General features: G+C 48.3%; 13 protein-coding genes. 4 read left to right on the top strand and 9 right to left on the bottom strand.

The annotated features are described in order from the left end of the window. Positions 1 to 7: 7 nt before the first annotated feature. Positions 8 to 229 carry a hypothetical protein gene (locus ACYVFD_RS17815; RefSeq protein ID WP_461091698.1) on the top strand — a complete coding sequence of 74 codons (222 nt, stop codon included), beginning with the start codon at positions 8 to 10 and terminating at the stop codon, positions 227 to 229. Between the two features lie 84 nt (positions 230 to 313). On the opposite strand, the gene ACYVFD_RS17810 is transcribed toward ACYVFD_RS17815, so the two are convergent. The 4 genes from ACYVFD_RS17810 to ACYVFD_RS17795 all read right to left on the bottom strand — a co-directional run bounded on the left by ACYVFD_RS17810 (position 314) and on the right by ACYVFD_RS17795 (position 4,513). Next, positions 314 to 1,534: a DUF1624 domain-containing protein gene (locus ACYVFD_RS17810; protein WP_461091697.1), complete on the bottom strand. Its 1,221-nt coding sequence runs from the start codon at positions 1,532 to 1,534 to the stop codon at positions 314 to 316. Between the two features lie 342 nt (positions 1,535 to 1,876). Then, positions 1,877 to 2,251, bottom strand: a complete 375-nt coding sequence (locus ACYVFD_RS17805) for a DUF3244 domain-containing protein (RefSeq protein ID WP_461091696.1) — start codon at positions 2,249 to 2,251, stop codon at positions 1,877 to 1,879. A gap of 181 nt (positions 2,252 to 2,432) precedes the next feature. Then, the gene (locus ACYVFD_RS17800) at positions 2,433 to 2,771 is read right to left on the bottom strand and encodes a hypothetical protein (protein WP_461091695.1); all 339 of its coding nucleotides are present in this window, start codon (positions 2,769 to 2,771) and stop codon (positions 2,433 to 2,435) included. A 152-nt stretch (positions 2,772 to 2,923) separates the two neighbouring features. Next, complete coding sequence (locus tag ACYVFD_RS17795) at positions 2,924 to 4,513, bottom strand: glycoside hydrolase (protein WP_461091694.1); 1,590 nt, start codon at positions 4,511 to 4,513, stop codon at positions 2,924 to 2,926. A gap of 91 nt (positions 4,514 to 4,604) precedes the next feature. On the opposite strand from ACYVFD_RS17795, the gene ACYVFD_RS17790 reads away from it, so the two are divergent. Beyond that, the gene (locus ACYVFD_RS17790) at positions 4,605 to 5,099 is read left to right on the top strand and encodes an OmpA family protein (protein ID WP_461091693.1); all 495 of its coding nucleotides are present in this window, start codon (positions 4,605 to 4,607) and stop codon (positions 5,097 to 5,099) included. 57 nt (positions 5,100 to 5,156) lie between these two features. Here ACYVFD_RS17790 and ACYVFD_RS17785 read toward each other — a convergent pair whose 3' ends face one another. From ACYVFD_RS17785 to ACYVFD_RS17765, 5 genes are all read right to left on the bottom strand, one after another. Further along, on the bottom strand, positions 5,157 to 5,375 hold the full coding sequence (locus tag ACYVFD_RS17785) for a response regulator transcription factor (protein ID WP_461091692.1): 219 nt from the start codon (positions 5,373 to 5,375) through the stop codon (positions 5,157 to 5,159). 110 nt (positions 5,376 to 5,485) lie between these two features. Further along, entirely contained in the window at positions 5,486 to 6,463 is a 978-nt protein-coding gene (trpS, locus tag ACYVFD_RS17780) for a tryptophan--tRNA ligase (RefSeq protein WP_461091690.1), read from the bottom strand. Between the two features lie 108 nt (positions 6,464 to 6,571). Next, entirely contained in the window at positions 6,572 to 8,839 is a 2,268-nt protein-coding gene (locus ACYVFD_RS17775) for an NADP-dependent malic enzyme (protein ID WP_461091688.1), read from the bottom strand. Positions 8,840 to 8,914: 75 nt separating this feature from the next. Next, on the bottom strand, positions 8,915 to 9,946 hold the full coding sequence (locus ACYVFD_RS17770) for a hypothetical protein (RefSeq protein ID WP_461091686.1): 1,032 nt from the start codon (positions 9,944 to 9,946) through the stop codon (positions 8,915 to 8,917). A 190-nt stretch (positions 9,947 to 10,136) separates the two neighbouring features. Further along, entirely contained in the window at positions 10,137 to 10,553 is a 417-nt protein-coding gene (locus ACYVFD_RS17765; RefSeq protein ID WP_461091684.1) for a hotdog fold thioesterase, read from the bottom strand. A 149-nt stretch (positions 10,554 to 10,702) separates the two neighbouring features. On the opposite strand from ACYVFD_RS17765, the gene ACYVFD_RS17760 reads away from it, so the two are divergent. Beyond that, positions 10,703 to 11,341 (top strand): histidine phosphatase family protein, encoded by a 639-nt coding sequence (locus ACYVFD_RS17760; RefSeq protein ID WP_461091682.1) that lies wholly within the window; start codon positions 10,703 to 10,705, stop codon positions 11,339 to 11,341. 149 nt (positions 11,342 to 11,490) lie between these two features. Next, positions 11,491 to 12,579, top strand: coding sequence for a sensor histidine kinase (locus ACYVFD_RS17755; RefSeq protein ID WP_461091680.1), 1,089 nt, complete (start codon positions 11,491 to 11,493; stop codon positions 12,577 to 12,579). Positions 12,580 to 12,652: the final 73 nt, after the last annotated feature.

Here is a 12,652-nt window from a genome sequence, read left to right as displayed (position 1 = left end):
CCCGTACATGATTCGGAGTAAATACCTGATAGAAGCTACGTTTCGAACCGATGGCTCTTCACGGTTTGGGCCTGGGCGAAAGTACGCTTCTTGCCCGGGGATTTCGGCAGGCTGGGTGCTGAGTGAAGAACCATTTATCCGGGATAACCTAAAAGACTTGTCTTTCCTGGAAGTACGGGCGTTGTATGGGTTGACGGGTAAGGCGGAAATCGGCAACTTCTCCTGGTAAAAATCATTTACCTATGTCGGTTATAATGCGGCCATTTATGGGGGTGTTCAGAGTGGCTAGTTTACCAACCCCGGCAATCAGGACTTAAAGATAACTAAGCCACCATTTTTCTTTATGCGCTAGTTTGTAGGCTCCAAATCGCTGACAGAACGGATATAAGACAGCGATTAAACCGAGCCACAACAAGTAAACGCCCCCCAGGTTTACTCCGAATCCCTTTAAAGCCACCACTTCATTGATCCAGACCGTTGAGCTCATACTATGCCAGTCGTAGCCCATGAGCGTAGCCATCAGCATGGCCAGTCCATGAATAAGGTATAGATGCAATAGATAAAAGAAGAAAGGAACCCGGCCAAAGGTCTGAAAAAAAGTTACCACACGACCGGTTAGCCGTTCTGTATGGGCCAGAAAAACGAAGCAGACACCCAGCGTTACCAGCAAAAACAGAAATGAGGGTGGGTATTTAAAAACGTTTAAAAACGACATGATCGTCACCTGCACCGAACCAGTTGATACCCATCGAACCGGATCGCCATACCCATTTATCGCCCGCAAGACGAAAAACAACGCAATCATCAGCAATCCGATTCGACTTAGTAACGCTGTTCGTCGGGAAGCCTCTATCGTTGGGCGGTATAACGATCCTAAACCATAGCCCAGGGCCATAACACCAACCCAGGGTACTATTGGGTAGCCTACATCCAGAAGGATTCCATCTCCGATTAGGAACATCTGTTGCTCATGCAATAGCGCCCAGAGGATGCTGCCTTTCCAATGAATAGCATCCAGTCTATTATGGGCCATAATGACAATCAGCCCAATAGCGCCGATCAAATAGGAAGGCAAGTAGATCAGCGCAGCCAGACAAATCATACTCACACCCAGCGCCCAGATCACCTGTAATTCAATAATGTGGAACGTCGGATCAAAAAACCAGGCGAAGGAAACCAGACTGACCTCCAGCCCAATCAGCCATAGCCCTCGTTTTAACAGGAAGCCCGACAAAGTCCGTTTGCCCTTTTTCTGACCAATCAGATACGCCGAAACACCAGCCAACAGGCTGAACGCTGGAGCGCAGAAGTTGGTAATAAACCGCGTCAGAAATAAGAGCAAGTTGGTCCGTTCCAGATCGGTCGGGTAGTAAAAATAGGCTTCAGTATGTATGAAATCGCGGATGTGATCCAGGGCCATGATCACCATGACCAGCCCCTTCAGTAGATCGATGGATTCGACTCGGGAAGTCTGACTCGTTCGGCTTGTCTCAATAGCACCCAGCAAGCGCAGGGAAGTTGAACTAGCAACCATACTAATACAGGTAATAGATATTCATTTGAGCAGGCCAAACACGAATCGATAGTTAACAAGCGCTGTTCATGGCCTTTTTATTTACTGGCCACAAAACTCGTTGTTGGAGTACTGGCAAAGTAGTAGGAATGAATACGAGGCTGGATTGGCTTACTAATAGGCTGGACAATGACAATAACTTACTACCCGAAACCGACTTATGATGATACCGGTTGGTGGCATAAACTGGCACGAAATTGCGTGAATCGGGGCAGTATCCGGAACTCTAGCATGATTAAACAACAAAGCCCGGCAAATGCCAGGCTTGTTGCAGCTTTTCTTAACTTAACCTATCTAATTCGTTTATTGCATTGCAATCGTTCGGCTGGTTTGCTGGACGGGCTGTGTCGATACGTTGACTTGTTTGGTAATGCTCCCCTCAGCCGATTTAATTTCCAGTTCGTATTCGCCATCGGCCAGATCATTGATATTCAGCTTCACAGCGTATTTGCTTTCCTTTTTACCCATCGTACGCTGATAGAGCACTTCCTTGTTTTTGTTACGAAGAAATACTTCGACGGGTTGATCGCTGGACTTTTGAACGGCCAGTCGAATTTGATGATCAGCCGTTACATACGCACTGGCATCGAAAGAAAGCGTTTTGGGAGTCGTTGGGTTGAAAAGAGTAGAAGCGCTCAACAGAAAAGCAGCAGTCAGATTGGTCATTAGTGGTAACATGGTAGTATTGTGTTTAATGTTTATGATGTTGTTTACTGGTATGCCATCTTAAATCCAAACCTTGTGCCAACTAATTTCACATGCTGACTATCAACGTATTAACCTCTATGCCATTTTTCACTTCTGTCCGTTAGTGGACGAATGCTGTTCGCTGACGGACAAAGTGGACAGATTGAAGGTCTTATTTTCGCATGCCCAATACACCCATTAATCTATGCCAAAGACTTACGTTCGATTGGGTCGCTTCCCCGATTGGGGTGTATACATAGTCTGCCTTGCCTGAAGGTTCATCCGTTAATTGTCTTTTGATAGACTCAACCACCAAAAGGTCTGGTTTCTGAAATTGAATCCGCTGAACGGCTGCTATAGGAATGGCGATTTGCCTATTACCTGTTCTGGTTTTTACCCAAACCCAATAGGTTCCGTCATCCTTAGGCGTATGTTCCAGGTATTGAACAGCACCAGCCAGCCCCAATAACATTTCAATAGGCTCCTTGTCCATTTTTTGTCGAAGATCCATAGTCGTCCTTACGAGTAAGCGTTCTGATCAAAATTCGGTTTAATGACGCATTGCGATCAGAAAAAGCTGCATAGCAGGCGCTACAACCAACACTAAGTATTGGAGAATCAGCGACTTTGTGAAGTAGATGTGATCTGGCCGTACTTTCTCTTCTACCGATAATATCCGACCAGGGTAGTAACCGACTTGGGTTCGAGCTGAATGCGCTTAGCCGAAACGATAGATTTGGCCAGGGATTTATGTTGCGTTGTTTCGTACCGGACAAAATGGCCACCCTTTATTGTCACTCCCTTCAGCGGCAAGTCAGTCGTATTGGCCGTCATATTGACACAGACCAGCACAAGCTGCCTGCGACCCGAATCTGTATAGGCAGACACCATGTATCGACTAGCCTCAGCAACCGGATTAGTCTTTTCTCCAATTTTTACAGCAATCCGCTTCATACCCGGCCGAATAAATCGGGAAAAATTACCAAATGCCCAAAGCTGTCTGGAGTCGACCACCTGCCCATCGTGCCGGGCTTTATCGTGTGCGTTAAAACTTCCATCTGGTGCGTTGATATAGACCAGGCCATCACTGTAATTGTACGGATTAATGGCCAGCCACCATTGCCATGAAGTAGCGTTTGCCAGAGTCAGGTCGTGGTGAATAACTTTGGCGACATACAACCCATACTCCATATCCGTGTGGCGGGGGCTTCCATTGTACTGCCCACAGATGTCGCCCAAAACCCCAAATTCACTTTGCCAGAGGGGCGGATTCCCAACCAACTTAGCCCGCTGGGCCACTCGTTGACGGGAGGCCACTAGAGCCGAATCCCGGCAGGTGGTAAAATAGCTGTGGTACGTCCAGATAGGCTCAACATTAGGCAACTTAGCGAATGAGCCTGATTGGGTCGAACCAAAAAAATAGTCGAGCTGAGTTCCTCGCCCGCTTTGGGCTTGCTCATATAAGTAGTTCAGTTGGCCAGCCTCTCCTATCACAACCGTGGTTTTGGACCTTTTGGCGGCTAATTGGCTGGTTACGGCCTTAGCGACAGCCAGTATATCGGCGTTTTCGGCGGGTGATCCTTCCTGATTGGCTTTCCCATTTTTACCGGCTGCCCAATCCCATTGCGGTTCGTTGATGGGGCTTAGGTAATCGAATTTAAAGTGATCGGCCACCGTCGTCAGAAAATCGGCAAAGGCGTACTGTGCGTTGGTCTTTAGATTAAATGCCTTACCCCCAGGCGAAAACGCTTTTCCATTACGAGTCATCTGGACCGGTGGTGAGTTCGTAAACCCAAGTGTGTACCGGACGCCCCGCTGCCGGGCTTCGGCCAAAAACCATTGATTACCAGCCTGTTTGCTCCAGTCGTATCGACCGTCGGGCGTTAGAAAGCACTCTTCCCTCCGCCATTCATCCCGGATGTAGCTACTATCCTGCTGTTCGAAACTCCCAGCACCAATATTCATGCGCCATAACGATAAGCCGATCCCTTTAGGTTGTCCATTCGTCAGCGTATCCTGGCTAAATAATAGATCGGCAATTTGATTCTTTTTAGGCTCATCTTGCCATTTTCCGATAAACTTAGCCGACCAGCAGTCAGATGCTCCAAAGCTATGGATGGTCTGAAATTCCTGCTGTACATTAATGGTTATTGGTTGATTGAGTGGTTCATCCGCTCCAGATACTGCCGGAAGAAGGCTTGTGCTACTTAACAGGCTAAGCAGGAGAAGCGCTACTATGGAAAGAATTTTCATTGAAAAAAGAGGAATCGCTGACGTTCGGGACTTAGAATGAAATTGTCCGGTAAATTAACCTCGTTATTAGATACGAACATATTCATCAACGATGGTAACCCAATTAATTTACGACGTATCGATCAGGAGATTATTTTTCTGGGCCATGCCTGCTATGCTGTTTATCCAGCTTGCCGCCGTGGCCCAGTCGAACAGTCAAGCTACAGTTAGCGATTTAAACACCAAGGTTATTCTGCAGGAACTTCCTTTGCATATTTCCATCCTCTACTTCGATCAAAGTAGCAAACAGTTACGACCGGGCGTAAAAACTGCATTAGATTCAATAGCCCGAGTCTTATTCCAGCAGCCAACATTGATGGCAACGATAACAGGTTATACCGACAACATTGGCAAGCCCGAATTGAATCGGATTTTAGCCCGGGAACGAGCCCAGGCTGTTGAACAATATCTTAAGCATCGGGATGTATCGAAGGTACAATTAACTATTCGGTGGGAAGGTCCTCAATCCATTCAGGCAAGCCAAAAGTCGGAAGCAAGCGAAACAATTAGCCGACGGGTAGTCATCCAGCTTTACCCGAAGCCGTAAACGCAAAAAAACTCCCTCTGCTGGCAGAGGGAGTTTTTTCAGAGTAATTACCTTTTCTCATAGCGGAACTATTCCCGTACGAACAGCCCATAGGGCAAGACCAACTCGGCTTTTCACCTGTAGCCGATCAAACAGACTTTCGCGATAGCCATCAACAGTACGAGGACTGACACACATTCGGTCAGCGATTTGAACGTACGTGAGTTCAGAGCAGGCCAGGTGAATAAATTGGGTTTCGCGTTGGTTTAGTTTTACAGAATCGAGTCGAACATTCATAGTATGGAGTGAGCTTAATTAACGGTTTGTCTAATTAGTCGATTGAATGTAAACAAACAGAAACACTTACTCCAAATCACATGAGTTAACGGTATATTTTTTGGCGATTTTTAACTAAATCCCAATTTTTCTCGCACACGGGTAATCGTTCGATGAGCGATGGCCCTAGCTTTCTCTTCACCAGCCTTCAGCTCGGCCTCAAGGGCTTCGTTGTTGGTCATGTAATAGTTGAACCGTTCCCGTTCTGTAGCAAACTGGCTCAGAACCAACTCATAAAACGCTTTTTTCGCCATTCCATAGCCATAATTCCCACCTTCGTAGAGGCTCCGCATGTCGGCAACCTGTGTATCTGAAGCCAGGAGTGAGTACAACTGAAACGTAATATCGGTATCCGGATTTTTAGGATCTTCCAATGGTGTCGAGTCCGACTTGATCTTCTTGATCACCTTCCACAACTCATTTTCGGGCAGGAAAATATCGATGTAATTGTTGTAGGATTTACTCATTTTCGCTCCGTCGATACCCGGTATAGTCATTAGCCGGTCATCAATGCGCGCTTCGGGCAGTACAAACACATCCTCGCCATACTGATGATTAAAGGCACTGGCAATGTCGCGGGTCATTTCGATGTGCTGGCGCTGGTCCTTTCCGACCGGAATAATTTCCGCATCATAGAGCAGAATATCCGCAGCCTGCAAAACCGGATACACAAACAATCCCGCATTTACCCCTGACAACGCCCGATCCGATTTTTCTTTGAACGAAGTAGCATTGTTGAGCATCGGAAAAGGCGTAAAGCAACTCAGATGCCAGGCCAGCTCCGTATGTTCAGCCACCCGCGACTGCCGCCAGAACGTATTTTTCTCCGTATCCAGCCCGAATGCCAGCCAGGTAGCGGCCACGGCACGGGTAAACTCCCGACGCATATCGCCATCTTTGATACTCGTTAGCGAATGAAGGTCGGCTATAAACAAAAATGATTCGTTATCAGGAAGTTTCGATAACTCAATGGCGGGTTTGATAGCCCCCAGAATATTACCCAAATGCGGTCGCCCGCTCGATTGAATACCGGTTAAGATACGTGACATAGTTATGAGTATTAGGAGCGAGGAGTGAGGAGTGAGAATGCTGGCGCGACAACAATAAGACGCGCCAGCATTCTCACTCCTCACTCCTCGCTCCTCGCTTCTATTACTTTACTTTCCCTGTGCTTCGACTACGGCGATGGCGACCATATTGACGATCTCGCGTTCGGATGAGCCCAACTGCAATACGTAAACGGGCTTACGAATACCCAACAGAATTGGTCCAATGGCATCAAAACCAGCGGCCTCACTCATCAGGTTATAGGCGATGTTAGCCGCCGACAGGTTCGGGAAGATGAGCGTGTTGGCCCCCTCTCCTGCCAGTTTGCTGAACGGATGATTCTGCTGAAGCAACTCTGTATTGAACGCTAAGTGGGCCTGAATTTCGCCATCCACGATTAAATCAGGATGTTTTATTTGCAAAATTTCGACAGCCCGATTCATTTTCTCCGCATCCTCGCCCTTCGCACTCCCAAAATTGGAGTAGGTGACCAGGGCAATACGCGGTTTAATGTTGAATCGCTCTACTGAACGGGCCGTCAATTCGGTGATTTCAACAATTTCTTCGGCCGTAGGATTGAAATTAACAGTCGTGTCTGAGAAAAACAACGGGCCACGCTTGGTAAGCAGAATATACATCCCCGCTACTTTCTGTACACCCGATTCTTTGCCAATGATCTGCAAAGCAGGACGGATCGTGTCGGGGTATGAACGGGTCAGGCCTGAAATCAGCGCGTCGGCTTCGCCGGTTTCAACCATCATAGCTCCGAAGTAGTTGCGGATATTCATCGCCTTCCGTGCTTCCGTAAGGTTCACGCCTTTCCGCTTCCGTTTTTCAAAGAACAGATCGCCAAAACGCTGAATGAGTGGTTCCTGCTCGGGCGATCGGGGGTCAAGGATGGGAATACCTCCCAAGTCCAGACTATTATCACGTATTAGCTGTTCAATTTTGGCCTTTTCACCCAGCAAAATCGGATAGGCAATGCCTTCGTCCCGTACCTGTTGGGCAGCTTTTAATACTTTCAGGTTCTCAGCATCTGCAAAAACAACCCGCTTCGGATTTGCCTTAGCCTTACTCAGAATCACTCGGGAAATCTGATTATCCTGCCCCAATCGACGAGCCAACTGCTGCTCATAGCCTTCCCAATCGGTAATGGGCAGACGCGCCACGCCCGAATCCATAGCCGCTTTGGCTACAGCCGGGGCTACCGTCGACAGCAATCGAGGGTCAACGGGTTTAGGCAGGATGTAATTTCGTCCGAAAATCAGGTTCGACTCCCCATAGGCCAGGTTGACCAGATCCGGTACAGGTTTCTTAGCCAGTTCGGCCAGCGCGTAGGTAGCAGCCAGTTTCATGGCCTCATTGATCTCGGTAGCCCGTACGTCCAGCGCTCCCCGGAAAATGTAGGGAAACCCGAGCACATTGTTTACCTGATTGGGGTAATCCGAACGGCCCGTTGCCATAATGATGTCGGGTCGGGCGGCCATGGCATCGTCGTAGCTGATTTCGGGATTGGGATTCGCCATCGCGAACACAATCGCATCACTGGCCATTTTGCGAATCAAATCCTGGCTGACGATATTGCCTTTGGACAAGCCTACAAATACATCGGCCCCGGCAAACGCATCGGCCAGCGATTGAATCGGGCGCGATGTAGCAAATGGGCGCATAATGTCGCTTAGATCGGTTCGATCGACGGTTAAAGGACCGTTTACATCGAACATGACCATATTCTCGTGTTTTGCCCCTAGCGCAATGTATTGACGGGCACATGATATAGCTGCTGCTCCGGCTCCCAGTATGACGAACTTTGCTGTGTCGATGGATTTATGAACGAGTTCCAGCGCATTTAGTAACGCAGCCCCGCTCACGATGGCCGTACCGTGCTGGTCGTCGTGCATAACAGGAATGTTCATCTCCCGCTTCAGCCGCTCTTCGATCTCAAAACACTCGGGGGCCTTGATATCTTCCAGATTGACCCCGCCAAACGTTGGTTCCAGAATCTTTACCGTACGAACAAATTCGTCGATATTCTTGGTATTCAACTCAATGTCGAATACGTCGATGTCAGCATAAATCTTGAACAGCAGCCCTTTACCTTCCATAACGGGTTTACTGGCCGCTGCACCAATATCGCCCAGCCCCAATACGGCGGTTCCGTTACTGATAACGGCTACCAGATTCCCTTTGGTCGTGTATTTGAAGGCATCATCGGGGTTGGCTTCAATCGCCAGACACGGTTCGGCTACCCCTGGTGAATAAGCCAGCGAGAGGTCGCGCTGGGTGTTATATTCTTTACTCGGAATCACCTCCAGTTTACCAGGGCGCCCTTTGGCGTGGTAATCGAGCGCATCTTCGCGACGAATTTTTTGCTGCATACAGATTGTGTAGTTGATGAGCTTTGTTGTACTCTTTGGGACCGCGAAGGTACGGAAACTAACCCGAGTGGTGTATCACGATGGGTCTAATACTTTCTGCCGATCGACATAGGCCCAGCCAGTCCAGCAAAAAAGCAGCAAAATACCCAACAGAATCGTTCGCTGCACAGGATTGGTATGAGTCGGCTCCAGAGCGGGGACGGTTGCCCGAAGTCGCAGCCCATTCAGTTGATCGACGCCAAAAACAGAAATCTGGTTGAAATTATCATACTTGTCACCGATGGTCAGAGGGTCAGTTTTTAGCAATTTCTTCCGGTAATCACTTTCCCGAATCAGCACCCGAATTGATCGATTCATAGTTACCTCCTGCTCTAACGTGCGTAGGTCTTCTGCATAGGCTTTTCGGCTTATGTAAAACTCAAAATCAGGCCAGTCACGAAGCTGTACCGTAAATCCCTTTAACCCACTCCGATTGCTTACCAATCTGATCCGGTCAAGGGTACTGGTCAATGATACAAGCTGAGCGGGCTGTTTGCTTTTGGGGTTATATGCCACATAACCAAACACGATATTGGCGATAATGACCATAATAAGCCCAGCAATTAGCCATCGTAGCCGATTGCGTTCTGCTCTGGTAATCACCTGCTGCCGGGGAACAGCAGCGCGATGTTCCGTTAGCCGGGTTTTCAATACCTCATAGGCTTCAAAATCCGTCGACTTAATGCTGAAGTAGTAATCTTTTAAGTAAACGGACAAGACCCGATAGGAGCCGTTTCTGTCTACCTCTGTATGCTCATGAAATCCTTCGATCGACTCATAGTTGAACTGCCGGGCAGCCTGTGCCCATTTTTTTACTGTAAACTGATGGGCGCCCAAGCTGATAACTGTAGTTTGTCGCCAGGCTTCAGCCAGCCAACCAATCCAGACAAACCCTACTAGTACGCAAACGATTGGCGCCTGGCTTAAATTGGGATAGACTTGCCCATGCGTCGCTATTTTATATGAGATATACAGTACAGCGGTAAGTAGACCTATAATGACCCAATTGAAAACCAGCCAACGCGTCCTGATGTTGAACGTCTCTTCTTGTTGAGTAAGTGTCTCCATTATTTTTCGACTAAAATCTGAACCCGTTATAACTCCACAACCGACCCGCTAAACCAGGCACGACCTTCTTACTCCTCTTTTGTACAGACGTGTTAGTTACCTATAAGTACTTAGTTGGTCAGTACGCCAGTTTCCAGATCGTCCGCGATTGCGTTGCGGACGAGCAATTGAACAAAGAGCGGCCTACATCCTACCCTCCAATTACTGCTACGGTCAATCGGCTTATGCAGACTAGTTTACCCTGCTCGTCGACAATGCGGATGTCCCAAACGTGGGTAGTGCGGCCGGTATGAATGGGTGTGCAACGGCCATATACCCATCCATCACGTACGGAGCGGATATGGTTGGCATTGATTTCCAGGCCAACTGCCCGTTGCTTTGCCGGATCGTCCAGAAGTATAAAGGACGCTACACTGCCCAGGGTTTCGGCCAGCACAACGGATGCACCACCGTGCAGAATGCCAAAGGGCTGATGCGTCCGTTTATCGACGGGCATGCGGGCAGTCAGGTAGCCCTCGCCAGCTTCGAGAAACTCTATACCGAGATGCTTGGCGATGGAATCGTTATGGATAAAATCAAGTGCGTTCAGATCAAAGCCTGCTTTCATGTCAATTTGTTTCTGGTTTCAGGATTCAAGTTTCAGGTACACGAAGCCAGGTGAACCCGAAACTTGAATCCTGAAACATTTTATAACCTCTTTTTTCGTAATTTTGCGGCTCAATTTTGACAAAAATTGCCAATAGGCAAGGGGGCAGCTTGACACAAAAAACAATTTATCTGATTCGCCACGGCGAAACGGACTTTAACCGGCGTGGTATAGTCCAGGGAAGTGGCGTTGATTCGGACCTCAACGAGATGGGACAGGCCCAGGCAATGGCCTTTTTTCTGGCGTATCAACATGTGCCGTTTAGCAAAATTTACATTTCCGGCCTGAAACGTACCTACCAGACCGCCGAATCATTTATCGAGCTGGGAATTCCGTATGAGAAGCTTACGGGTCTCAACGAAATTAGCTGGGGCATTATGGAGGGGAAAGCCCCCGGCAATCTGGACAACGAATATTACCGCGCCCTCATCGAAGCCTGGGAAGCAGGCCATACCGACCAGCCTACCGAAGGTGGCGAAAGCCCGGATCAGGTAGTGGCCCGGCAAAAAGAAGCCATCGACGTTATCCTTTCGCATCCTGAAGAAGAGACCATTCTGGTAACGATGCATGGTCGTGCCATGCGCATATTGCTTAGCTGGCTCACCAATCAGCCACTGGCTCAGATGGATCAGTTTGAGCACAGCAACGTCTGCCTGTACAAACTACACTATGATTACGACTCGGCTACGTTTACCATTGACTTGGCCAACGATACTGCCCACCTGCTGTCGCTGGCGCTGACGCAGTAACCTGTTGACCTGCTTTCCGATTCCCCGTTAACAAGTATCATTAGCCGATAATCCACCTATATTTCCATTAATAATTGCCAGATACCAATTCTGTCCTGAAACACGTATATTCGTTTATAGTCCGGTAAGTAGTGGATAATGAAGTGAGCATGTCAAAGCAGAAAATATATTGGTATTGCCAAATTGCCGGCTGGACATTGGTAATCCTTGTCGAGTGGATTGGCTTATGGTTACAAGATCTTTTCAGCGAAGAAGTATTTTGGTTAGGGATCGCGAATATCATTTTAGGCATTTCGTTAACGCACCTCTATCGATTAATCATAAAACGATGGAACTGGGTTAAACTTCCGTTAATACGTTTAGTGCCACGAGTCGCTATTTCGGTGATTGTACTCGCTGCTATTATGAGTGCGGTCAACATTCCGTTCGATAAAGAATTATATGCCGATATATTTGTCAACGAACCTAATTACATTTTTGGGTACCTGGTCATATGGGGTAAAACGATGCTAGCCTGGGTACTTTCGTACACCGCCTACCATTACGTTGAGCAAAATCGGAACGACGAGATCGAAAAGCTCCTGCTTAAAAGCAGTATGCGCGAAACCGAAGCTAAAGTGCTGCGCTCTCAGTTGAATCCCCACTTTGTTTTCAATGCCCTCAACAGCATCCGGGCGCTGGTTTTCGAAAACCCGACCAAAGCCCAGCAGGGCATTACCCAACTGTCGAATCTGCTCCGAAACTCATTACTCGCCGACCGCCGAAAAACGGTTGAGCTGCGCGAAGAAATTAAAACGGTAGAGGATTATCTATCGCTCGAAAAAGTTCGCTATGAAGATCGGCTGACCTCCCACATCGAACTCGACAGTCGGACGCTTTTCTGGCAGGTTCCGCCGATGATGCTGCAAACGCTGGTCGAAAACGCCATCAAACACGGCGTATCAAAAGAGATCGGAGGTGGATTCATTGAAGTTCAGTCGGGACTTATAGCCGACAAACTGCATATTACCATCCGCAATACCGGTGTGCTGGGCGACAAAGCAGCATCGGGTGGGTTCGGACTGGCCAATACTGCGCAGCGACTTGATTTATTATATGGCCCCGAAGCCAAGTTCCAGATTTATCAGGAAGACGACAACCGTGGCGACGGACCGATTGTCTGTGCCGAAATCACCATCCCTGCCCAGTCGGAGGGCATGTTCCGACGTGAAAAACAGTCCCTGGGAGCAAGGAGCTAGAAGCGAGGGGCAGGGAGTAAGATGCCAGGCGTAAGAAATTTCTGATTCCCGGCACCCTGCTCCTGGCTCCTCG

This window comes from Spirosoma gilvum, assembly GCF_054776815.1.
Note: the sequence above shows the minus strand (reverse complement) of the source record. Positions and strands in the feature narration are given on the sequence as shown.

Excerpts from the sequence above, each read along its gene's own strand:
- ACYVFD_RS17810 (WP_461091697.1), bottom strand. The coding sequence starts at position 1,534 with ATGGTTGCTAGTTCAACTTCCCTGCGCTTGCTGGGTGCTATTGAGACA.
- ACYVFD_RS17815 (WP_461091698.1), top strand. The coding sequence starts at position 8 with ATGATTCGGAGTAAATACCTGATAGAAGCTACGTTTCGAACCGATGGC.
- ACYVFD_RS17800 (WP_461091695.1), bottom strand. The coding sequence starts at position 2,771 with ATGGATCTTCGACAAAAAATGGACAAGGAGCCTATTGAAATGTTATTG.
- ACYVFD_RS17785 (WP_461091692.1), bottom strand. The coding sequence starts at position 5,375 with ATGAATGTTCGACTCGATTCTGTAAAACTAAACCAACGCGAAACCCAA.
- ACYVFD_RS17765 (WP_461091684.1), bottom strand. The coding sequence starts at position 10,553 with ATGAAAGCAGGCTTTGATCTGAACGCACTTGATTTTATCCATAACGAT.
- ACYVFD_RS17805 (WP_461091696.1), bottom strand. The coding sequence starts at position 2,251 with ATGTTACCACTAATGACCAATCTGACTGCTGCTTTTCTGTTGAGCGCT.
- ACYVFD_RS17755 (WP_461091680.1), top strand. The coding sequence starts at position 11,491 with ATGTCAAAGCAGAAAATATATTGGTATTGCCAAATTGCCGGCTGGACA.
- ACYVFD_RS17770 (WP_461091686.1), bottom strand. The coding sequence starts at position 9,946 with ATGGAGACACTTACTCAACAAGAAGAGACGTTCAACATCAGGACGCGT.
- ACYVFD_RS17775 (WP_461091688.1), bottom strand. The coding sequence starts at position 8,839 with ATGCAGCAAAAAATTCGTCGCGAAGATGCGCTCGATTACCACGCCAAA.
- ACYVFD_RS17795 (WP_461091694.1), bottom strand. The coding sequence starts at position 4,513 with ATGAAAATTCTTTCCATAGTAGCGCTTCTCCTGCTTAGCCTGTTAAGT.
- trpS (WP_461091690.1), bottom strand. The coding sequence starts at position 6,463 with ATGTCACGTATCTTAACCGGTATTCAATCGAGCGGGCGACCGCATTTG.
- ACYVFD_RS17790 (WP_461091693.1), top strand. The coding sequence starts at position 4,605 with ATGGTAACCCAATTAATTTACGACGTATCGATCAGGAGATTATTTTTC.